Annotated in this window: 19 protein-coding genes, 1 tRNA gene and 1 rRNA gene; 12 read left to right on the forward strand and 9 right to left on the reverse strand. The window is 72.5% G+C overall.

The window, feature by feature from the left end:
• The first annotated feature begins 3 nt into the window (after positions 1 to 3).
• Positions 4 to 120, forward strand: a 5S ribosomal RNA gene (gene rrf / locus QWJ41_RS04420).
• Positions 121 to 200: 80 nt separating this feature from the next.
• Positions 201 to 1,163, forward strand: coding sequence for a tetratricopeptide repeat protein (locus QWJ41_RS04425; protein WP_302705952.1), 963 nt, complete (start codon positions 201 to 203; stop codon positions 1,161 to 1,163).
• A gap of 34 nt (positions 1,164 to 1,197) precedes the next feature.
• Here QWJ41_RS04425 and QWJ41_RS04430 read toward each other — a convergent pair whose 3' ends face one another.
• Positions 1,198 to 1,719 carry a hypothetical protein gene (locus tag QWJ41_RS04430; RefSeq protein ID WP_302705953.1) on the reverse strand — a complete coding sequence of 174 codons (522 nt, stop codon included), beginning with the start codon at positions 1,717 to 1,719 and terminating at the stop codon, positions 1,198 to 1,200.
• 87 nt (positions 1,720 to 1,806) lie between these two features.
• On the opposite strand from QWJ41_RS04430, the gene QWJ41_RS04435 reads away from it, so the two are divergent.
• Both QWJ41_RS04435 and QWJ41_RS04440 read left to right on the forward strand, forming a co-directional pair.
• Positions 1,807 to 2,742 carry an alpha/beta fold hydrolase gene (locus QWJ41_RS04435; RefSeq protein ID WP_302705954.1) on the forward strand — a complete coding sequence of 312 codons (936 nt, stop codon included), beginning with the start codon at positions 1,807 to 1,809 and terminating at the stop codon, positions 2,740 to 2,742.
• 151 nt (positions 2,743 to 2,893) lie between these two features.
• The gene (locus QWJ41_RS04440; protein ID WP_193670225.1) at positions 2,894 to 3,427 is read left to right on the forward strand and encodes a DUF3145 domain-containing protein; all 534 of its coding nucleotides are present in this window, start codon (positions 2,894 to 2,896) and stop codon (positions 3,425 to 3,427) included.
• Between the two features lie 9 nt (positions 3,428 to 3,436).
• Here the strand turns inward: QWJ41_RS04440 and QWJ41_RS04445 are convergent, their stop codons facing one another.
• The 7 genes from QWJ41_RS04445 to QWJ41_RS04475 form a co-directional block, all read right to left on the reverse strand.
• A complete protein-coding gene (locus QWJ41_RS04445) occupies positions 3,437 to 3,889 on the reverse strand; it encodes a hypothetical protein (RefSeq protein WP_302705955.1) in 453 nt (150 codons plus the stop codon).
• Between the two features lie 98 nt (positions 3,890 to 3,987).
• Positions 3,988 to 5,439 carry an acyl-CoA carboxylase subunit beta gene (locus QWJ41_RS04450; RefSeq protein ID WP_439117306.1) on the reverse strand — a complete coding sequence of 484 codons (1,452 nt, stop codon included), beginning with the start codon at positions 5,437 to 5,439 and terminating at the stop codon, positions 3,988 to 3,990.
• A 17-nt stretch (positions 5,440 to 5,456) separates the two neighbouring features.
• The gene (locus tag QWJ41_RS04455) at positions 5,457 to 6,707 is read right to left on the reverse strand and encodes a beta-ketoacyl-[acyl-carrier-protein] synthase family protein (protein WP_302705956.1); all 1,251 of its coding nucleotides are present in this window, start codon (positions 6,705 to 6,707) and stop codon (positions 5,457 to 5,459) included.
• Between the two features lie 103 nt (positions 6,708 to 6,810).
• Positions 6,811 to 7,056 (reverse strand): acyl carrier protein, encoded by a 246-nt coding sequence (locus QWJ41_RS04460; RefSeq protein ID WP_179616869.1) that lies wholly within the window; start codon positions 7,054 to 7,056, stop codon positions 6,811 to 6,813.
• Positions 7,057 to 7,120: 64 nt separating this feature from the next.
• Positions 7,121 to 8,140 (reverse strand): beta-ketoacyl-ACP synthase III, encoded by a 1,020-nt coding sequence (locus QWJ41_RS04465; protein WP_302705957.1) that lies wholly within the window; start codon positions 8,138 to 8,140, stop codon positions 7,121 to 7,123.
• Positions 8,140 to 9,324, reverse strand: coding sequence for an acyltransferase domain-containing protein (locus QWJ41_RS04470; RefSeq protein WP_302705958.1), 1,185 nt, complete (start codon positions 9,322 to 9,324; stop codon positions 8,140 to 8,142). Before QWJ41_RS04470 ends, QWJ41_RS04465 begins: the two co-directional genes overlap by 1 nt.
• A 138-nt stretch (positions 9,325 to 9,462) precedes the next feature.
• On the reverse strand, positions 9,463 to 10,656 hold the full coding sequence (locus QWJ41_RS04475) for a PucR family transcriptional regulator (RefSeq protein ID WP_302705959.1): 1,194 nt from the start codon (positions 10,654 to 10,656) through the stop codon (positions 9,463 to 9,465).
• Between the two features lie 207 nt (positions 10,657 to 10,863).
• On the opposite strand from QWJ41_RS04475, the gene QWJ41_RS04480 reads away from it, so the two are divergent.
• Complete coding sequence (locus QWJ41_RS04480) at positions 10,864 to 11,829, forward strand: alpha/beta fold hydrolase (protein ID WP_302705960.1); 966 nt, start codon at positions 10,864 to 10,866, stop codon at positions 11,827 to 11,829.
• A 114-nt stretch (positions 11,830 to 11,943) separates the two neighbouring features.
• Here QWJ41_RS04480 and aceE read toward each other — a convergent pair whose 3' ends face one another.
• Positions 11,944 to 14,682 carry a pyruvate dehydrogenase (acetyl-transferring), homodimeric type gene (gene aceE / locus QWJ41_RS04485; RefSeq protein ID WP_302706349.1) on the reverse strand — a complete coding sequence of 913 codons (2,739 nt, stop codon included), beginning with the start codon at positions 14,680 to 14,682 and terminating at the stop codon, positions 11,944 to 11,946.
• A gap of 342 nt (positions 14,683 to 15,024) precedes the next feature.
• On the opposite strand from aceE, the gene QWJ41_RS04490 reads away from it, so the two are divergent.
• From QWJ41_RS04490 to QWJ41_RS04520, 7 genes are all read left to right on the forward strand, one after another.
• Entirely contained in the window at positions 15,025 to 15,465 is a 441-nt protein-coding gene (locus QWJ41_RS04490) for a DUF3052 domain-containing protein (protein WP_302705961.1), read from the forward strand.
• Positions 15,466 to 15,545: 80 nt separating this feature from the next.
• On the forward strand, positions 15,546 to 17,171 hold the full coding sequence (locus QWJ41_RS04495; protein ID WP_302705962.1) for an AMP-binding protein: 1,626 nt from the start codon (positions 15,546 to 15,548) through the stop codon (positions 17,169 to 17,171).
• Entirely contained in the window at positions 17,168 to 17,653 is a 486-nt protein-coding gene (locus QWJ41_RS04500) for a peroxiredoxin (protein WP_302705963.1), read from the forward strand. The genes QWJ41_RS04495 and QWJ41_RS04500 overlap by 4 nt, the downstream gene beginning before the upstream one ends.
• A 220-nt stretch (positions 17,654 to 17,873) precedes the next feature.
• Positions 17,874 to 17,948, forward strand: a tRNA-Val gene (locus QWJ41_RS04505).
• 117 nt (positions 17,949 to 18,065) lie between these two features.
• Entirely contained in the window at positions 18,066 to 18,320 is a 255-nt protein-coding gene (locus QWJ41_RS04510; protein ID WP_302705964.1) for a hypothetical protein, read from the forward strand.
• 1 nt (position 18,321) lies between these two features.
• Complete coding sequence (locus QWJ41_RS04515) at positions 18,322 to 19,701, forward strand: DUF4331 domain-containing protein (RefSeq protein WP_302705965.1); 1,380 nt, start codon at positions 18,322 to 18,324, stop codon at positions 19,699 to 19,701.
• Positions 19,698 to 20,159, forward strand: a complete 462-nt coding sequence (locus tag QWJ41_RS04520; RefSeq protein WP_302705966.1) for a hypothetical protein — start codon at positions 19,698 to 19,700, stop codon at positions 20,157 to 20,159. The genes QWJ41_RS04515 and QWJ41_RS04520 overlap by 4 nt, the downstream gene beginning before the upstream one ends.
• The last annotated feature ends 23 nt before the right edge of the window (positions 20,160 to 20,182 follow it).

Here is a 20,182-nt window from a genome sequence, read left to right on the forward strand (position 1 = left end):
AGTTACGGCGGCCATAGCGAAAGGGAAACACCCGGTCCCATCCCGAACCCGGAAGTTAAGCCTTTCAGCGCCGATGGTACTGCAACCGAGAGGTTGTGGGAGAGTAGGACGCCGCCGGACATACACTCCGTAGGGGCCACCGCAAGGTGGCCCCTACGTGCATTTACCCCCGACCTCAGGGTCGACGAAGGAGCATCCCCGTGGCTGAGCAGCGACGCAACCAGCGCCCCACCGGCGGTCGCCCCTCGGGTGGGCGACCCACCGGAGGCGGGCGACCGTCCTCGAGCAGGTCCTCGGAGGGCCGACCCGACCGTGGCGGTCGCTCCGACTCGCGCGACTCGCGTGACTCCCGCGACTCGCGCGGTGACCGTGACTCCCGAGGGGGACGCGGTGGACCGTCCCGCGACCGCAAGTCCGGCCCGCGTGGCGCGGGCAGCGGCCGCTCGGTCGAGAAGGAGGCCCCCCGCTCAGCCGACCAGGCGGTCTACGACGGGCCGGACCTGCCGGACGACATCACCGGCAAGGAGCTCGACCGCGCGGTGATCGCCCAGCTCAAGGGCCTGCCCGAGAAGCTGGCCGCCCGGGTGGCGCGCCACCTCGCGGCCGCGGGGGCGCTCATCGACGAGGACCCCGAGACCGCCTACCAGCACACCCTGGCCGCCCGTGCCCGGGCGCCGCGGCTGGCGGTGGTGCGCGAGGCCGCCGGCGAGGCGGCGTACGCGGCCGGGCACTACGCCGAGGCGCTGGCCGACCTGCGCGCGGCCAAGCGGATGAACGGCGCGACCGCCTACCTGCCGATCATCGCGGACTGCCACCGGGCGCTGGGCCAGCCCGACCAGGCCCTCAAGCTCGCGAAGAGCCCGTCGGTGGCCAACTTCGAGTCCGAGGCCAAGGCCGAGATGACGATCGTCGAGGCGGGCGCGCGTCGCGACATGGGCCAGATGGACGCCGCTCTGCGCACCCTCGAGCTGGCGCCGCTGCTGTCGAAGAGCCGGGCCCCGTGGGTCGTGCGGCTGCGCTACGCCTACGCCGACACCCTCGAGGCCGCGGGTCGCACGACCGACGCGCTGGCGTGGTTCCACCGCACCGACGCGATCGATGCCGACGAGATCACCGACGCAGCCGAGCGTGCGGCCCTGCTCGAGAAGGCCGAGCGCGGCTGAGCGAGGCCGGCCGTGACGGGCGCGCCCGGGGTGGTCAGGGCGTGACGATCGCCAGGACCGCCTCGGTGCCCGCCTCGCGGTTGCCCCATCGCGGGCCCTCGCGGAAGGCGAGCGACGGCCGGTCGAGGTAGACCGCGCCGGGCTCCTCGGCCACGACTCGCACCACCAACGAGTCGCCGGGGCCGAGCGTGGTCCCGGCCGGGTCGAGCAGGTCACGGCAGAACGGTGCGGGATCGCTGGTGACCCCCACCGAGCCGCCCCGGCACAGCAGCGGCTCGAGGTCGACGGCGACCGTGGCATCGGCACGCAGTCGCACGCCGGCCACGTGCAGCTCGCGGCCGAAGTCGGAGCCGGTGCTCCAGACGCCCACGAAGACGGGCTTGCCCACCGTCGTGACGGCGGTGACGTGCCCCTCGCGGGTGGGCAGGGCCGGGGGAGTGGTGACGAACCACCAGACGAAGAGCAGGGCCCCCACGGCGGCGACGGCGAGCACGCCGCGGCGCCACAGCCGACCCGGCACCACCCCGAGGCCTCGACCGGCGAGCTGCTGCGACATGGCTGGAGCGTAGGGCATCGCGGCCGCCCCGCCGCGCATGGGAGAACGTGTTCTCGTTCTGGTCGTCGGCGGTGGCATGATGGGCGGATGAGTGCTCCTCTGACCTTGGACAGACCTGCCCTGGAGGGCAGCGTGGCGGTGCGTGCGGGGCGGCGGTTGAGCTTCGCCGAGTACGGCGTGCCTCGGGGCCGGGCCGTGGTCTGGATGCACGGGACTCCGGGGGCTCGCCGGCAGGTGCCGGTGGAGGCACGTCGTCTGGCGCTGGAGCAGGGGCTGCGCATCATCGGTGTCGACCGGCCGGGCATCGGGTCGTCGACGCCGTACCTCTACCCCGACCTGCTCGACTGGATCCACGACCTCGAGCACCTCCTCGACGCGCTCGGGGTGGACTCCACCCACCTCATCGGGCTCTCCGGGGGAGGTCCCTACGTGCTCGCCGCTGGCGCCGCCCTGCCCGAGCGGGTCCACGGCATCGCGGTGCTCGGGGGCGTGGCGCCGACGGTGGGACCGGACGCGGCGGAGGGCGGTGCGATCAGCCTGGCCGTGCGCCTGGCGCCGCTGCTAGCGCTGGGCAGGGTGCCGCTGGGGGTGGCCATGAACCAGTTCGTCAGGCTGGCCAAGCCCGTGGCGGGGTCCTTCCTCGACCTCTACGCCGCCGTGCAGCCACCCGGCGACAGGACGCTCCTCTCGCGCCCGGAGTTCCGGGCGATGTTCGTCGACGACCTGCTCAACGGCAACCGGTTCCAGTCCACGGCGCCGATCAACGACCTGCTCCTGTTCTGCCGTGAGTGGGGCTTCGCGCCGGCCGACGTGCGGGTGCCGGTGCGCTGGTGGCACGGCGACGACGACCACATCGTGCCGCTGCGCCACGGCCGGCACGTCGTGGACCGGCTCCCCGACGCCGAGCTCACGGTCATCGAGGGCGAGAGCCACCTCGGCGGACTCGGGGCGGTCGAGGAGGTGCTGGGGACCCTGCTGGGTCTCGGCCCGCGCCGCGACGCCGGCGCCGTGGCGCCGGCCTGAGGACGGGCCCGCGACACGGGCCGCGACACGGGCGCGGGGGACTGGTGCTCTGGCGCCTCATGGGCCACAATGGTCCCAAACCACATACGTGTCACTCGATCCTTCGAGACTCCTGACGAGACCGCTGGGGAAGGCGTACCTCGCGCCGGAGATGAAGGAGGTCACGGTGACCGCAACGACTGCCACCCGCACCGCGACGAGGGGCGTGCTCTACGTCCATTCAGCACCCTCCGCGCTGTGCCCCCACATCGAGTGGGCCGTGGGCGGCGTGCTCGGCATGCCCGTGAGCCTGGACTGGACCCCCCAGCCCGCGCAGAGCGGGAGCTACCGCGCCGAGCTCTCCTGGACCGGTGCCGTGGGCTCGGCCGCCGCGACCGCATCGGCGCTGCGCGGCTGGAACCACCTGCGCTTCGAGATCACCGAAGAGCCCAGCCCCGGCGTCGAGGGCACCCGCTACTCCTACACCCCCGACCTCGGCGTCTACCACGCCGTGACCGGGATGCACGGCGACATCATGATCCCCGAGGACCGGCTCAAGGCCGCGGTGGTCAAGGCCGCTCTCGGCGACACGACGCTGCTGGTCGAGATCGACAAGCTGCTCGGCAAGCCCTGGGACGACGAGCTCGAGACCTTCCGCCACGCGGGCGACGGCGCGCCCGTGCGCTGGCTGCACCAGGTGGTCTGAGCCGCCCGCTCAGCGACGGCGCAGCCGGAACCTGGTGCGGTCGGCCCAGCCGTCGTGCGCGGTGAAGCCGACGTAGTAGGTCAGCTTGGCGCGGATCTTGAACTTGCCCGGACGCGTCGAGGTGCTGCAGAACTCGAAGGTGTCGCGCCCCTTGCGACGGTCGGAGCCGCTGTGCAGCGCGCCCGACGAGACGCTGTCGCCGCCGGGGCCGACCAGGAAGGTCTCCAGGCCCCATGCCTGGTCGCTGGGCGGACTCACCTTGTAACGGTAGGGGTAGGACCGGCAACCAGGTCGCAGCACCTGGTCCTTGGCCCAGGTGCGGGCGTACTGCGCCATGTCGTGCTTCTCGGCGCCGGTGTGGGCCGCGGCCGGCGTCACCGAGCCGGCCAGCAGCCCGGCGGTGAGCAGGGCAGCCGAGGTGGCGGCGAGGGGCGCGGTGAGCGTGCGGGTCCTGGTCGTCATGCGGTCCTCCACGAGAGACGTCGTCGGTTCAACGCAGGTGCGCGCCGAACGTTACGTACGTCACAGCCCCGCGTCGACGACGTCCACCGGGTGGAACGTCAGAGCGGGATGTTGCCGTGCGCCCCGCGGCGTACGCCGACGCTCTGGACCGCCTCGTCGATCGCCCGGGCGATCGCGGAGCGGGTGGCTGCGGGCTCGACGACCTCGTCGACCACGCCGATCTCCACCGCGCGCTCCACGCCACCGGCGATCCGCTCGTGCTCGGCGGCCAGCTCGGCCTCGAGCGCGGGACGGATCTCGGGGGAGACCTCGGCGAGGCGCCGTCGGTGCAGGATGCGCACCGCGGCGACGGCCCCCATCACCGCGACCTCGGCGCCGGGCCAGGCGAAGACCTTGGTGGCGCCCAGGGAGCGTGCGTTCATCGCGATGTAGGCGCCGCCGTAGGTCTTGCGGGTCACCAGGGTCACGCGCGGGACCACGCACTCGCCGAAGGCGTGCAGCAGCTTGGCGCCGCGTCGTACGACGCCGTCCCACTCCTGGCCCACGCCGGGCAGGTAGCCCGGCACGTCGACGAGGACCACCAGCGGGATGCCGAAGGCGTCGCACATGCGCACGAAGCGGCTGGCCTTCTCGGCCGAGAGCGAGTCCAGGCAGCCGCCGAGGCGCAGCGGGTTGTTGGCCACGACGCCGACCGTGCGACCGCCGAAGCGGCCCAGGGCGGTGACGATGTTGGGTGCCCAGCGGGCGTGCAGCTCCTCGACGGTGCCCTCGTCGAGCACCTGCTCGACGAGCGGGTGCACGTCGTAGGCGCGCTTCTTCGACTCGGGCAGGACGGCCGCCAGGTCGCGGTCCTCGACGTCGGCGACCCGCAGGCTGCCCTGGGCGCCGAGCAGGTTCGCGATGCTGCGTGCGCGCTGGAGCGCATCCGCCTCGGAGTCGGTGAGCACGTGCACGACGCCCGAGCGGCGACCGTGCGGCTCGGGGCCGCCCAGGCGCAGCATGTCGACGTCCTCGCCGGTCACCGAGCGCACCACGTCGGGCCCGGTGACGAAGATCCGTCCCTCGGGCCCCAGGATCACGACGTCGGTCAGGGCCGGCCCGTACGCCGCGCCGCCGGCCGCCGGGCCGAGGACCACGGAGACCTGGGGGATGCGTCCGGAGGCCTGGGTCATCACCTGGAAGATGCGGCCCACGGCGTGCAGGCTGAGCACGCCCTCGGCCAGGCGGGCGCCGCCCGAGTGCCACAGCCCGATGATCGGGATCCGGTCGGTCATGGCCCGGTGGTAGGCATCGACGACCACGCGGCAGCCCTGGTCGCCCATCGCGCCGCCCATCACGGTGGCGTCGGAGCAGAAGGCCACCACGGGCGCCCCGCCGACCGTGCCGACGGCGGCCAGCATGCCGGACTCGTCGTCGGGGGTGATCAGCTCGAGGGAACCCTCGTCGAGCAGCGCCCCCAGCCGGTGCCGGGGGTGGCGCGGGTCCTGCTCGCGGGGGAGCTTGGCCGGCTTCGCGGCGGGCGGGGCGGGGGCGGTGCTCGCGGTGCTCACGTGGTGGTCTCCTGGTCTCAGACGCTGCCGAAGGCGACGGCGACGTTGGCGCCGCCGAACCCGAACGAGTTGTTGACCGCGACGATGTCGCCCATCGGCAGGTCGCGGGCCTTGGTGGCGATGTCGAGGTCGACGGCCGGGTCCTGGTCGTCGAGGTTGATGGTGGGCGGCGAGGTGCGGTGGTGCAGGGCCATCACGGTGGCCACGGCCTCCACGGCGCCGGCGCCGCCGAGCAGGTGGCCGGTCATCGACTTCGTCGAGGTCACCACCACGTCGGTGGCGTGCGCGCCGAGGGTGGCGTGCAGCATCAGCCCCTCGGCGATGTCGCCCAGCGGGGTGGAGGTGGCGTGCGCGTTGACGTGCACCACGTCGGTGGGGTCGACCTCGCCCTCGTGCAGGGCCCGGGCGATGGCCCGGGTGCCGCCGCGGCCCTCGGGGTCGGGCTGGGCGATGTCGTGGGAGTCGGCGGTCACGCCGGCACCCATCACGACGGCGTAGATCCGGGCGCCGCGGGCCAGCGCGTGCTCCTCGGACTCGAGCACCAGCGCACCGGCGCCCTCACCGAGCACGAACCCGTCGCGGCCGGTGTCCCAGGGTCGCGAGACCGTGGTCGGGTCGTTGGTGCTCTTCGAGAGCGCCATCATGTTGGCGAACGCCGCGATGTTGAGCGGGTGGATGGCCGCCTCGGTGCCGCCGGCGACCACGACGTCGGCGCGTCCCAGGCGGATCTGGTCGAGGGCCAGCGAGATCGCCTCGTTGCCCGACGCGCAGGCCGAGACCGGGGTGCTGGCGAAGGCGCGGGCGCCGAAGGCCAGGCTGACGCTGGCCGCGGGGGCGTTGGGCATCAGCATTGGGACCGCGAGGGGCGAGACCCGGCGGGGGCCCTTCTCGAGCAGCGCGTCGTAGTTGGCGAGCAGGGTGGTCACGCCGCCGATGCCCGAGGCGAACGCGACGCCGACCCGGTCGCCGTCGGGGCCGTCGCCCTCGGCGAGGTCGGCGAACCCGGCGTCGCTCCACGCCTCGGTGGCCGCGATCATCGCCAGCTGGGTGGAGCGGTCCCAGCGCCTGGCCTTGACCCGCTCGAGCACGTCGGTGGGCTCGACGGCGGCGGTGCCCGCGATGCGCACAGGCAGTGTCTCGGCCCAGTCCTGGGTCAGTGGTCGGACGCCGGAACGTCCGTTGACGAGAGCGTCCCAGGTGCTGGGCACGTCTCCGCCGACCGGGGAGGTGACCCCGAGGCCGGTGACGACGACTCGCTTCGACGACATGCGTGGGTGTCCTTACGTGGAGGGGTGGGTGCTGGTGCTGGTGCTCGTCTTGCTGGGTGGTGCGGGTCCGGCGGCCGCCCGGGGGCGGCCGCCGGCAGCCGGCTCAGGCCTGGGCGCGCTCGATGTAGGCGACGGCGTCGCCCACGGTCTTGAGGTTCTTGACCTCGTCGTCGGGGATCGAGACGCCGAACTTCTCCTCGGCGGCCACGACGACCTCGACCATGGACAGCGAGTCGACGTCGAGGTCGTCGACGAAGGACTTGTCGAGCTGGACGTCGTCGGTGTCGACGCCGGCGACCTCGTTGACGATCTCGGCGAGGTCGGTGCGGATCTCTTCGGTGGTGGCCATGTGCAGGCTGTCTCCTGTTTCTTGTTGGGTGGTGCTGGACGGTGCGGGTGATGGTGCCGGTGGATCAGGGCAGGACGACGACCTGGGCGGCGTACGCCAGGCCGGCGCCGAAGGCGATGAGCAGGGCGGTGTCGCCCGAGCGGGCCTGGCCCTCCTCGCGCATCCGGTCGAGCGCGAGCGGGATGGAGGCGGCCGAGGTGTTGCCCTGGTGGACGATGTCGCGGGCGATGGCCACGGTGCCGGGCAGCTTCATCGCGCGGGCCATGGCGTCGGTGATGCGGTTGTTGGCCTGGTGGGGCACGAAGCAGTCGAGGTCGTCGACCCCGATGCCGGCGCGGTCGAGGGCCTGGAGCCCGGTCTTGGCCATCTGGAAGGAGGCCCAGCGGAAGACCGCGTTGCCCTGCATGACCAGGTGGGGCATGCGCGGGGAGTCGGAGGTCAGCACGTCGCGCCAGTCCTCGCGCGAGCGGATCAGGTCGTACTGCTCGCCGTCGGAGCCCCAGACCACCGGGCCGATGCCCGGCTCGTCGCTGGGACCCACGACCGCGGCGCCGGCGCCGTCGGCGAAGATGAAGGCGGTACCGCGGTCGGAGGGGTCGGTCTGCTCAGAGAGCCGCTCGGCGCCGATGACCAGCACGTGGCGGGCGCTGCCGCCACGGACCATGTCGGAGGCCATCGCGACGCCGTGGCAGAAGCCCGCACAGGCGGCCGAGACGTCGAAGGCGGCCGCCTGGTCGGTGCCGAGGTCGTGGGCGACCAGGGTGGCCAGGGCGGGGGTCTGCATGAAGTGGCTGACCGTGGCGACCACCACGCAGTCGATCTGGCGGGCGTCGACACCGGAGTCGGCCAGCGCCCGACGCGCCGCCTCGACCGACATCATCCGCAGGGTCTCGTCGTCGGTGGCCCAGCGGCGCTCCTCGATGCCCGAGCGCTGACGGATCCACTCGTCGGTGGAGTCGATGCCGGTGACGACCTCGGAGTTCGGGACGACGCGGGAGGGCCGGTAGGCGCCCAGCCCGAGGACCCGGGCGTGCGCGACGCCCGTGTTGGGGCGCAGCGCGGGCCGGGGGGTCGTGCCGCCCATCAGGCCGCTCCCTCGGGGTGCAGGCGCAGCAGCGGCTGGCCGGGGGCGACGGGGTCGCCGTCCTCGACGAGCCACTCGACCACCTGGCCGCCGTGGGCGGCGGTGATGGCCACGCGGTCGCGCGAGCTGGCCACGTCACCGATCGGTGCACCGGCGCTCAGCACGGTGCTGGAGGCGGCGGCCTCGTCGAGGTGGAAGGTGCCCTTGGCGGGGGAGACCACCACGCGCCACGTCGGGGTGAGGTCGAGCCCGGCGGACTCGCCGTGCTTGTCGACGAAGGCCCGTGCGTCGTCGAGCTGGTCGGGGGTCTTGAGCGCGAAGGTCTCGACGCCCTTGAGGGCGCGCTTGGCGATGCCGGTCAGGGTGCCGGCCGGCGGCATCTCCAGGATGCCGGTGACGCCGAGGTCCTCCATCGTCTCCAGGCACAGGTCCCAGCGCACCGGGTGGGCAATCTGGCCCACCATCCGGCGCAGCACCTCGCGGCCGTCGTGCACCACCTGGCCGTCGCGGTTGGAGATCAGCCGGGTGCGCGGGTCGTGGGTCGAGACCGAGCGCGCCAGGTCGCCGAGGTGCTCGACCGCCGGTGCCATGTGGTGGGTGTGGAAGGCGCCCGCGACCGACAGCGGCACCAGCCGGGCCTTGGCCGGCGGGTCGTCCTTGAGGGCGGCGAGCTGCTCGAGCGTGCCGGCGGCCACGACCTGGCCGGGACCGTTGTCGTTGGCCGGGGTCAGCCCGTGCCTGGCGAGGGCGTCGAGCACCTCGTCGCGGTCCCCGCCGAGGACGGCGGTCATCCCGGTGGGGGTCTGCGCGGCTGCTCGCGCCATCGCGAGCCCGCGCTCGCGCACCAGCACCATGGCCTGCTCGGCGGTGATCACCCGGGCGCCGGCGGCCGCGCCGATCTCGCCGACGCTGTGGCCGGCGACGGCGCCGATGCGCTCGAAGGCGTCGCTGGGGTGGGGGAACAGCTCGAGCGCGGCCACCAGGCCGGTGGCGACGAGCAGCGGCTGGGCCACCTCGGTGGCCCGGATCGCCTCGGCGTCGGCCTCGGTGCCGTAGTGCACGAGGTCGAGGCCCGCGACGGTGGAGAGCCACTCGAAGCGGCGGGCGAAGCCGGTGTCCTCGAGCCAGGGACGCAGGAAACCGGGGGTCTGGGCTCCCTGTCCGGGAGCGACGATGACAAGCACGGGACCTACTGTGCCGCAGCAGGTCCTACGACTCACGAGTGCCACCGACGATCTTTCGGCCACTTTTGTTGTGAGTTTCCTACAACAACCCGAGCAGGGCGGCGCTGGAGCGCCGGCGTACGGGCGGGGGTATGCCGCTCAGTCGTCGGCGGAGCGGCCCGACTGGCGACCGAGCACCAGCGCGATCTGGAGGGTGAAGGCCTCGCGCGCCTCGGTGGGGTCGAGCCCCACGAGGTCGGCGACCTGGCGCAACCGGTAGCGCACGGTGTTGGCGTGCACGAAGAGGGCGCGCGCGGTCGCCTCGATCGAGCTGCCGGACTCGAAGTAGGCCGTCAGCGTGGTGGTCAGGGTGCCGCGCGAGCGCAGCAGCGGCACGTACACCTCCTCGACCAGGTGGCGCCGGGCGTGGCCGTCGCCGCCGAGCGCCCGCTCGGGCAGCAGCTCGTCGGTGCGGACCGGGCGGGGCGCGCCGGGCCACCCGACGGCGACCCGGTGAGCGGAGACCGCGGCCCGCGCCGAGAGGTGGGCGGTGTCGAGGCTGTCGGCGACCGGCCCCACCACGACCGGGCCCTCGCCGAAGACGTCCACGACGTGGGCGGCGGCGGCCCGTGGCTCGGTGACCCCGCCCAGCAGCAGGACCAGCCGGTCGCCCTGGACCGCCCCGAGAGCGTCCATGCCCGCGGCCTGGGCGGCGCGACGGGCCTCCTCGAAGAGGTCGGTCTCGGCGCGGCGGGCGGGTGCCTTGCCGAGCACGACGACGACCTGGCCGCGCCCGCGCCAGCCCAGGGCGCTTGCCCGGGAGGCGATGGTCTCGTCGGCCTCGGCGCGCAGCACCGCGTCGACCACGAGCGCCTCCAGCCGCGCGTCCCAGGCGCCGCGGGACTCGGCGGCGCGGGCGTAGACCTCCGCGGTGGCGAAGGCGACCTCGCGGGCGTAGCGCAGCACGGCCGCGTGCACCTCGAGCGCGTCCTCCGGCTCCAGGAGGGAGTCGACGTTGGCCTCGATGACCTCGATCGAGAGCCGCACCAGGTCGACGGTCTGCTGCAGGCTGATCACCCCGGCCAGGGCGCGGGGTGCGGCGCCGAAGACCGAGGAGGCCAGCGCCCCCTCGCCCGACGGGGTGCTCTCGCCGTCCTCGGCGTACCAGCTGACGAACTGGCGCACACCGGCCTGGACGATCAGGCCCACCCAGGACCGGTGCTCCGCGGCCAGGTCGCGGAACCACGGGAGCGTCGTCTCCATCCGCCCGGTCGCGGCCGTGCTCAACGTCCCGGTGGAGCGCAGCAGGGTCTGGGCGGCGCGGCTGCGCGACGCCGGGGCATGGTCGACCACCCCTGCAGGCTAGTGCGCCCGCCTGCGCGCAGGGGCAGACCCAGGTCGGGGAAGGGCGGTGCCGGCCGCACGCGCAGGTCAAGTTTCGGCCGCGAAGGGGTGAGAACCCTTACGTGCAAGGGAATTGTGCGACATGGTGTCCCGACGCCGCAGTGCTCACGACCCCCAGGTGGGGTGTCGGCTGCGGTCGCCACGACAGGAGGACCGGTGCCCCCCAGCCGCCACCACGTCCAGCACCTCACCGTCCACGGCCACCAGCGCGCCTTCGTGCAGGTCGGGCAGGGGCCGGTGCTGCTGCTGCTGCACGGCCTGGGCTGCGACCACACGACCTGGTCGCCGGTGATCGACGGGCTCGCCGAGCACTACACCGTCATCGCGCCCGACCTGCTCGGGCACGGGCTCTCGGACAAGCCGCGCGCCGACTACAGCGTCGGCGGCTACGCCAACGGCGTGCGCGACCTGCTGACGGTGCTGGGCATCGACAAGGTCACTGTGGTGGGCCACAGCTTCGGCGGCGGCGTCGCGATGCAGTTCGCCTACCAGTTCCCCGAGCGGACCGAGCGGATGATCCTGGTCGCCTCGGGCGGGCTGGGCCCCGAGGTGACGCCGGCGATCCGCGCGATCACCACGCCCGGCTTCCAGCAGGCGATGGGTCTGCTGACCCTCCCGGGCGTGCGCCACGTGGGCACGGCGGGCCTGCGCACGCTCGCCGCGCTGCCGACCGCGGCCACCCGCGACCTCGGCGAGGTCGCCGACATCTACGACTCCTTCAAGGACCCGCGCGCCCGCGCCGCGATCCGCCACGTGGTCAGCGCGGTCGTGGACTGGAAGGGCCAGATCGTCACGATGGCCGACCGGGCCTACCTGACCGAGGCGATGCCGATGTGCGTGGTGTGGGGACGCGACGACCTGGTCATCCCGGTGCGGCACGCGCGCAACGCGGCCGCGCTGGCGCCGAAGGCGCGCGTCGAGATCATCGCGCGCAGCGGCCACTTCCCGCACAAGGATCACCCCGAGCGCTTCGTGGAGGTCGTGCACGACTTCGTGCGCGACACCCGGCCGGCGACGTACTCGCGCGCCCGCTGGCGCCGCCTGCTCAAGAACGGTCCGACCAGCCCTGCCGGCTCCGTGGCGCAGGTCGTGCCGCTGGCCGCCGCCGACGCGGGCGCCTGAGCCGAGCGGCGTACGCCGCAGCCGCCCGAAGCGCGGCCAGCACGTGACGACGGCCCCGGAGCAGTGCTCCGGGGCCGTCGTCGTCGCCGGGGCCCGTGTGCCACGGGCCCCGGCTCAGGCGTCGCCGCCCTCCTGCTTGACCCCGCTCACGGCGGTCGGGTCGTCGATGCGGTACTTCGAGAACGCCTTCTCCACCAGGCTCGGGTCGATCTCGCCGGCGTCGGCCAGCGCCTGCAGCGAGCGGACCACGACCGACTCGGCGTCGATGTGGAAGAAGCGCCGCGCCGCGGGGCGGGTGTCGGCGAAGCCGAACCCGTCGGCTCCCAGCACGCAGTAGTCGCCGGGGACCCAGCGCGCGATCTGCATCGGCACCGCGGTCATGTAGTCGCTCACCGCGACGAACGGGCCGTCGTGGCCGGACAGGGCGGTGGTCACGAACGGGGTGCGGGGCTCGGCGGTTGGGTTGAGCAGGTTGTGCTCCTCCGAGGCGACGGCCTCGCGGGCCAGCTCGTTCCACGACGTCACCGACCAGGTGTCGGCCTGCACGCCCCACTCCTCGGCGAGCAGCTGGCGCGCCTTCTCGACCCAGGGGAAGCCCACGCCCGAGGTCATCAGCTGGACCCGGGGGCCCTCGCCGTCGGCCGTGGAGACCTTGTGCACGCCCTTGAGGATCCCCTCGACGTCGACGTCGTCGGGCTCCTTGGGCTGGTGCACCGGCTCGTTGTAGACCGTGATGTAGAAGATCACGTTCTCGCCGTCGGGGTGCTCCTCGCTGGTGCCGTACATCCGCTCGAGGCCCGAGCGCATGATGTGCCCGATCTCGTAGGCGAAGGCAGGGTCGTAGTGCACGACCGCCGGGTTGGTGGCCGCCAGCAGCGGCGAGTGGCCGTCGGCGTGCTGCAGGCCCTCGCCGGTCAGCGTGGTGCGACCGGCGGTCGCGCCGATGAGGAAGCCTCGGGCCAGCTGGTCGGCCATCGCCCAGATCGAGTCGCCGGTGCGCTGGAAGCCGAACATCGAGTAGAAGATGTAGAACGGGATCATGTGCTCGCCGTGCGTGGTGTACGCCGATCCCGCGGCGGTGGCCGAGGCCATCGCGCCGGCCTCGGAGATGCCCTCGTGGAGCATCTGGCCCTGCTGGGACTCCTTGTAGGAGAGCAGCAGCTTGCGGTCCACCGACTCGTAGAGCTGGCCCTGCGGGTTGTAGACCTTGGCCGAGGGGAACATCGAGTCCATGCCGAAGGTGCGGTACTCGTCGGGCGCGATCGGGACCAGGCGCTGGCCGATCTCGGGGTCCTTCATCCAGTCGCGCAGCAGGCGCACGACCGCCATCGTGGTGGCCACCGAGTTCTTGCCCGAGCCCTGCTTGAGCTCGGAGTAGACCTTGTCTCCGGGCAGGGTGAGCGACTTGGCCCGGTTGACCCGGCGCGGCACGGCGCCGCCGAGGGCCTTGCGGCGCTCCATCATGTACTCGATCTCGGGGGCGTCGGCGCCGGGGTGGAAGAACGGCGCGGCGCCGGTCTCCTCGTAGGAGCGCTCGAGGTCGCGGTCGGAGATCGGCAGGTAGAGACGGTCGCGGAACTTCTTGACGTCGTCCTGCGTCAGCTTCTTCATCTGGTGGGTGGCGTTCTTGCCCTCGAGGGCGTCGATCGTCCAGCCCTTGACGGTCTTGGCCAGGATCACCGTGGGCTGCCCGACGTGCTTCTTGGCGGCGTCGAAGGCGGCGTAGACCTTGCGGTAGTCGTGGCCGCCGCGGGGCAGCTTCTGGATCTGCCGGTCGTTCATGTGCTCGACCATCTTGCGCAGGCGCGGGTCGCCGCCGAAGAAGCTGTCGCGGATGTAGGCGCCGTCCTCGACGGAGTAGGTCTGGAAGGCGCCGTCGGGGGTGGTGTTCATCTTGTTGACCAGCACGCCGTCGACGTCGCGGGCCAGCAGGTCGTCCCACTCGCGGCCCCAGACGACCTTGATGACGTTCCAGCCGGCGCCCCGGAAGGTCGACTCGAGCTCCTGGATGATCTTGCCGTTGCCGCGCACCGGGCCGTCGAGCTGCTGCAAGTTGCAGTTGATGACCCAGGTCAGGTTGTCGAGCTCCTCGCGGGCCGCGACCCCGATGGCGCCCAGCGACTCGGGCTCGGCCATTTCGCCGTCACCGAGGAAGGCCCACACGTGCTGCTGGTCGGTGTCCTTGATGCCGCGGTTGTGCAGGTAGCGGTTGAAGCGGGCCTGGTAGATCGAGTTGATGCCGGTCAGGCCCATCGAGACCGTGGGGAACTCCCAGAAGTCGGGCATCAGCCGCGGGTGCGGGTAGGAGGGCAGCCCGGCTCCGGTGCCGTGCTGGACCTCCTGGCGGAAGCGGTAGAGCTGCTCCTCGGTGAGGCGGCCCTCGAGGTAGGCGCGGGCGTAGACGCCGGGGGAGCCGTGGCCCTGGATGTAGATCTGGTCGCCGCCGCCGGGCGCGTCCTTGCCCTGGAAGAAGTGGTTGAAGCCGACCTCGTAGAGGCTGGCCGAGGACTGGTAGGTGGCGATGTGACCGCCCACCTCCAGGCCCTTGCGGTTGGCGCTGGAGACCATCACCGCGGCGTTCCAGCGGATGAAGGCGCGGATGCGTCGCTCGACGTCCTCGTCACCGGGGAACCACGGCTCGCGCTCGGGCGGGATGGTGTTGATGTAGTCGGTGCTGCGCAGCGCCGGGACCCCCACCTGGGTCTCGCGGGCGCGCTCGAGCAGGCGCAGCATCACGTAGCGGGCGCGGTCGCGGCCGCGCTCGGCCAGCATCGAGTCGAACGACTCGATCCAGTCGCGGGTCTCGTCCGGGTCGATGTCGGGCAGCTGGGTGGGCAGACCCTCGTGGATCACCGAGGTCTTGGCGCTGCCACGCGAGGTGGGCGTGCTCCGCTCGCTCTCGGAGCCGGTGGGCTCGGTGGCGTCCGCGGAGGTGCCTGCTGCAGGAGCTGAGTCGTCGGTCACTCGTCCATCGTGGCACGCAGACCGGCGAACCGAAATCTACCCGTCGGTATGTCCTGTATGCGGTCACCGGCGTCCTGAGAGGGGTCCCGAACGGCCTCGGGGCGGGTGCGCCGACGCCAGCGCAGGAGGCTCGTCACCCGCGCGGGAGGTTGCGTCGCCCGCCCAACTCCGCTGGACTGTCCGCACTACCCTGCGGCGCGGTGCCGCGGGTGTGACGACGTGGAGGTCTCAGTGAGCTCGACCGCGGGTGGCGGGTCCACCCAGACAGGCACCCCTTCAGGCCCGGCCGAGCGCCTCGGCCTCAGCAAGGGAATGGTGGTCCAAGAGCTCGGGTGGGACAACGACACCGACGACGCGCTGCGGGTGGCCATCGAGGACGCCATCGACGCCGACATGGTCGACGGTGACTACGGCAACGTCGTCGACGCCGTCGTGCTCTGGTTCCGCGACGACGACGGTGACCTGGTCGACTCGCTGGTCGACGCCCTGACCGACCTGGTCGGCGGTGGCGCCATCTGGCTGCTCACCCCGCGCATCGGACGACCGGGGTCGGTCGACCCCGCCGACGTCGCCGAGGCCGCCCCCGTGGCCGGCCTCGCGCAGACCACCACCGCGACCGTGAGCAAGGACTGGGCCGCCACGCGCCTGGTCACCCCCAAGACCCCCGCCTGACCCAGGTCCGGCCACACCCCCGGCCACGACCGTCCCGCCCCGGCCGCGGGTCGCGGGGTGGCCCCGGCAGATCGGACGTCATGATCTCCACGCTGCTCACCAGCGCCGGATCGGCGGGCACCAGCCTGCGCGTGCTGGCACGCGCGGGCGTGCTGCGCCCCTACTCACCGGTGGTCCTGGCCAGGCTGGCCAAGGTGCTCAAGGACTGGGGCACCGGCCCGGCCGGCGGGTTCGCCTCCCTGGCCGTGCGCGCCCCCGACGACGTCGGGGTCGTCGACGAGCTCGGCGAGCTCACCTGGAGCCAGCTGCACCGGCGCTCGAACGCCCTGGCCCGGGCCCTGCGCGAGCGCGGGATCGGCGAGGGCGACGCCGTCGCGGTGATGTGCCGCAACCACCGCTTCTTCCTCGACGTGACCTGCGCGGCCGCCAAGCTGGGGGCCGACGCGCTCTACCTCAACACCGCCTTCGCCGGGCCGCAGCTGGTCGAGGTGCTGGGGCGCGACCGCCCCGCCGCGGTCGTGCACGACCAGGAGTTCCTCGACCTGCTCGGGGAGGCCGACGTGCAGCGCCGCGTCGTGGCCTTCGTCGACGACGAGCGCGACCTCCCGGACGGCGCCGACACCGTCGAGCGGCTCGTCGCGACCCACGACAGCAGCGACCTCGAGCCGCCCGCGCGCCACGGGCGCACGGTCATCCTGACCTCGGGCACCACCGGCACCCCCAAGGGCGCGCCGCGCAGCGAGGCCGGCGTCGACGCCGCCGTGGCCCTGCTCTCGGCGATGCCGCTGCGGCGCGGGTGGCGCTGCCACGTGGCCGCCCCGCTCTTCCACACCTGGGGCTTCGCCCACATGGCCCTGGCGATGCTGCTGGGCTCCACCCTCGTGCTCCGGCGCCGCTTCGAGCCCGAGGAGGCGCTGCGCACGATCGCCGAGGAGCGCTGCGAGAGCGTCGCGGTGGTCCCGGTGATGCTGCAGCGCATCCTCGCCCTGCCCGACGAGGTCCTCGACGCCCACGACCTCTCCCGCGTCGAGGTAGTCGCGTCGTCCGGCTCCGCGCTGCCCGGCGACCTCGCCCTGACCTGGATGGACCGCTTCGGCGACAACCTCTACTCGACCTACGGCTCGACCGAGGTCGCCTACGCCGCCGTGGCCGGGCCCGCGGACCTGCGCGCGGCGCCCTCGACGGCCGGCCGGGCGCCGTACGCCACGGTGCTGAAGGTGCTCGACGAGACCGGCGCCGAGGTGCCCGCAGGACAGGCCGGGCGCATCTTCGTCGGCAACACGCTGCTCTTCGAGGGCTACACCGGCGGCGGCTCGAAGGAGGTCGTCGACGGGTTGATGGCCACCGGTGACATGGGCCGCATCGGCGACGACGGGCGGCTCTACGTCGAGGGGCGCGACGACGACATGATCGTCTCGGGCGGCGAGAACGTCTTCCCCCAGGAGGTCGAGGACTGCATCGCCCGCCACGACGACGTCGCCGAGGTGGCGGCCGTCGGTGTCGACGACGACGACTACGGCCAGCGGCTGCGTGCCTTCGTGGTGGTCCGCGACGGCGCCCGGCTCGACCAGGAGGACGTCCAGGGATGGGTCAAGCAGCACCTTGCGCGCTACAAGGTGCCCCGCGAGGTGGTCTTCCTCGACGAGCTGCCGCGCAACGCCACCGGCAAGGTGCTCAAGCGGGACCTGCGGGGCGAGGACGCGTGAGCCAGCACCACACCGACGAGCGCGGCCTGACCCTGGGCGGCCCGGCCCCCGACTTCACGCTGCGCGACCAGTTCGGCCAGGACGTCACCCTGTCGTCGTACCGCGGGGTGAAGGCGGTGGCGATCCTCTTCTACCCCTTCGCCTTCTCCGGGGTGTGCACCAGCGAGATGACCGGGGTGCGTGACCGGCTCGCGGAGTTCATGACCTTCGACACCGAGGTGCTCGCCATCTCCTGCGACCCGATGTTCGCGCTGCGGGCCTTCGCCGACGCCGACGGCCTGAACTTCCCGCTGCTCTCCGACTTCTGGCCGCACGGGCAGGTCGCGCGGTCCTACGACGTCTTCGACGAGGTCGCCGGGGCGCCGCGTCGCTCGTCGTACGTGGTGGACAAGCAGGGCCTGGTGCGGTGGGCGGTGCACAACGCGAACCCGGACGGACGCGACCTCGACGAGCACCTGCGCGAGCTCACGGCCCTGGCCTGAGCGCCGTCCCCGGTACGAGTCCGGGGTCCTGGTCTGGACCGCTGCCGGCAAAATCCGCCGCGAATCGTGGAGAGTCCTCACGGACGCGTCGAGCACCCCGTAGCCTTGGCATCGTCGAACCGCTGGTGACCCGAGACGCCAGCGGTTCGACTCATTTCCGACCCGCGTGCGTGAGCGTCTAGTGTGTGGCCCGCCCGCGGTGCGCTCCGTGCGGGCTCCGGGGCGTATAGCTCAGCGGTAGAGCACCTCGCTTACAACGAGGTGGTCGGGGGTTCGATCCCCTCTGCGCCCACCACCGCGACGGCCGGCGAGAAACTAATCGCCGTGTCGTCCCATCCGGGAGGGTGAGCGTGCCGAAGCACCTGTGACCCGCCTCACCAGGGGCGGTCGCAGACCCGTGGAGGCAACTCGGATGAGTGAGACCAGCAGAAGGAACGTGATCGCGGTGGCAGGTGCCGGCGCCGCGGTCGGAGCAGCAGCACTCATGGGTGGGGGAGCGGCCTCGGCGGCCTCCCGCCCGAGCCGCATCAGCGCCCAGGAGCCGCTCGTCGCCTATGTCGAGGACCACCGCTCCGACCGGGTGACGCTGATGATCGGCGAGGACGAGGTGGTCGTGCGCGACCGCGACCTCGTCACCCGCCTGCTCGCCGCGATGGGAGGCAAGTGAGATGTCGTCCCACCGCGAAGCACCCGAGATCTCCAAGGACCCCGTGGCCGACAGCACGGATGTCTACGCGTTCCGCAGCCCCGCCAACCCGGGCAACGTCGTCCTGATCGCCAACTTCATCCCGCTGCAGAAGCCTGACTCGGGCCCGAACTTCTTCGAGTTCGGCGACGACGTGCTCTACGAGATCCACGTCTCCAACAAGGGCACGGCCCAGGCCGACATCAGCTACCAGTTCAAGTTCAAGACCAAGGTGCGCAACGACCGGACCTTCCTCTACAACACCGGTCAGATCAACAACATCGACGACGAGTCCTGGAACCGGCCGCAGAGCTACTCGGTCAAGCGGGTCAAGGGCAACGACACGACGACGCTGGGCAGCAACCTGCCCTGCCCGCCGGTCAACGTCGGCAAGCGCTCCACCCCCGACTACGCCAAGCTCGGCGAGCAGGCGGTGCACCAGCTGCCGCGTGGGCGCAAGGTCTTCGCGGGCCAGCGCGCCGACGCGTTCTGGGTCGACCTGGGCTCCATCTTCGACCTCGGGGCGCTGCGCCCCTTCAACGAGGCGCACCTGATCCCGATGGGTGCGATGGACGGCATCAACTCGGTGCAGTCCTTCAACGTGCACACCATCGCCATCGAGGTGCCGATCGACGAGCTGACCCGGGACGGCTCCACGCCCTCGGACCCGATGTCGGCCACCTCGACCATCGGTGTGTGGGCCACGGCCAGCCGGCGTACCTCGCGGGTCTTCAACAAGAAGACCGGCACCTACCGTGACTTCGGCAAGTGGCGCCAGGTCTCGCGCCTGGGCAACCCGCTCTTCAACGAGGTCGTGGTGCCGATGGCCGAGAAGGACCTCTGGAACAGCCGCGAGCCCTCGGGCGACAGCAAGTACCAGAAGTTCGTCTACGAGCCCGAGCTCGCCGGTCTGCTGCCGGTGCTCTACCCGGGGGTCTTCCCGAACCTCGAGGCCTACGACAAGCGTCGCGCCGACCTGCACGCGATCCTGCTCACGGGCATCCCCGAGGGCGTCGTGCCGGGCTTCCAGAACTACACCGGCCCGGTGCCCTCCGACATGCTGCGCCTCAACGTGGCGATCCCGCCGAGCAAGGACCCGAACCCGCTGGGTCTCGTCGGCGGCGACCCCGCCGGCTTCCCCAACGGACGCCGGCTCGAGGACAACGTGACGACCATCGAGCTGCGGGCCATCGCCGGGCTCACCATCCCGCTGGTGGACCCGTCCTACAAGCCCGACGACGCCGCCGCCGCGGTCGAGGACGGCTCGGAGTACACCAACTCGCCGCTGCTGGGCGAGTTCCCCTACCTCGGTCTGCCCGGTGGCGGATACCAGACCGAGCCCGGCACGACGCAGGCGTCGTGACCGGGGTCGCGACCGTCCCGGGGAGCGGCCCCGCGGGTCCTGACGAGACGAGCCTGCCGAGGCACCTGCAGGCCAACCTCGACGAGAACCCGTGGGCCGGCGAGGGCTCGGTGCTGCTCGACATCGGGGGCGACGTGGGGGCCCTCGTCGTCGACATGCCCGCGGCACTGGTCGGCTACGAGGTCGAGATCGACCCCGTGGACGGTCGCGACCGCCACGAGCACTCGCACTCCCACGAGCACGACCATGGGCACGGGCACGACCACGGGCACGGGCACCCGCACCGCCGGCACGTCGCGGTGGTGCCGCGGCGTACCCCGGCGGGCATCTCGCCCTCGGTGGTCTTCCCCGACCTGCACGAGGGCGGCTACCTGCTCTACGCACCCGGCACCGATGACGTCGTCCTCGACGTCGTGGTGCGGGGCGGAGAGGTCACCTGGGCCACCTGGCCGGCCTGAGCCCCCTCCCGCGCAGCGCCGTA

The organism is Nocardioides cremeus (assembly GCF_030518195.1).
GTDB classification, from domain to species: domain Bacteria; phylum Actinomycetota; class Actinomycetes; order Propionibacteriales; family Nocardioidaceae; genus Nocardioides; species Nocardioides cremeus.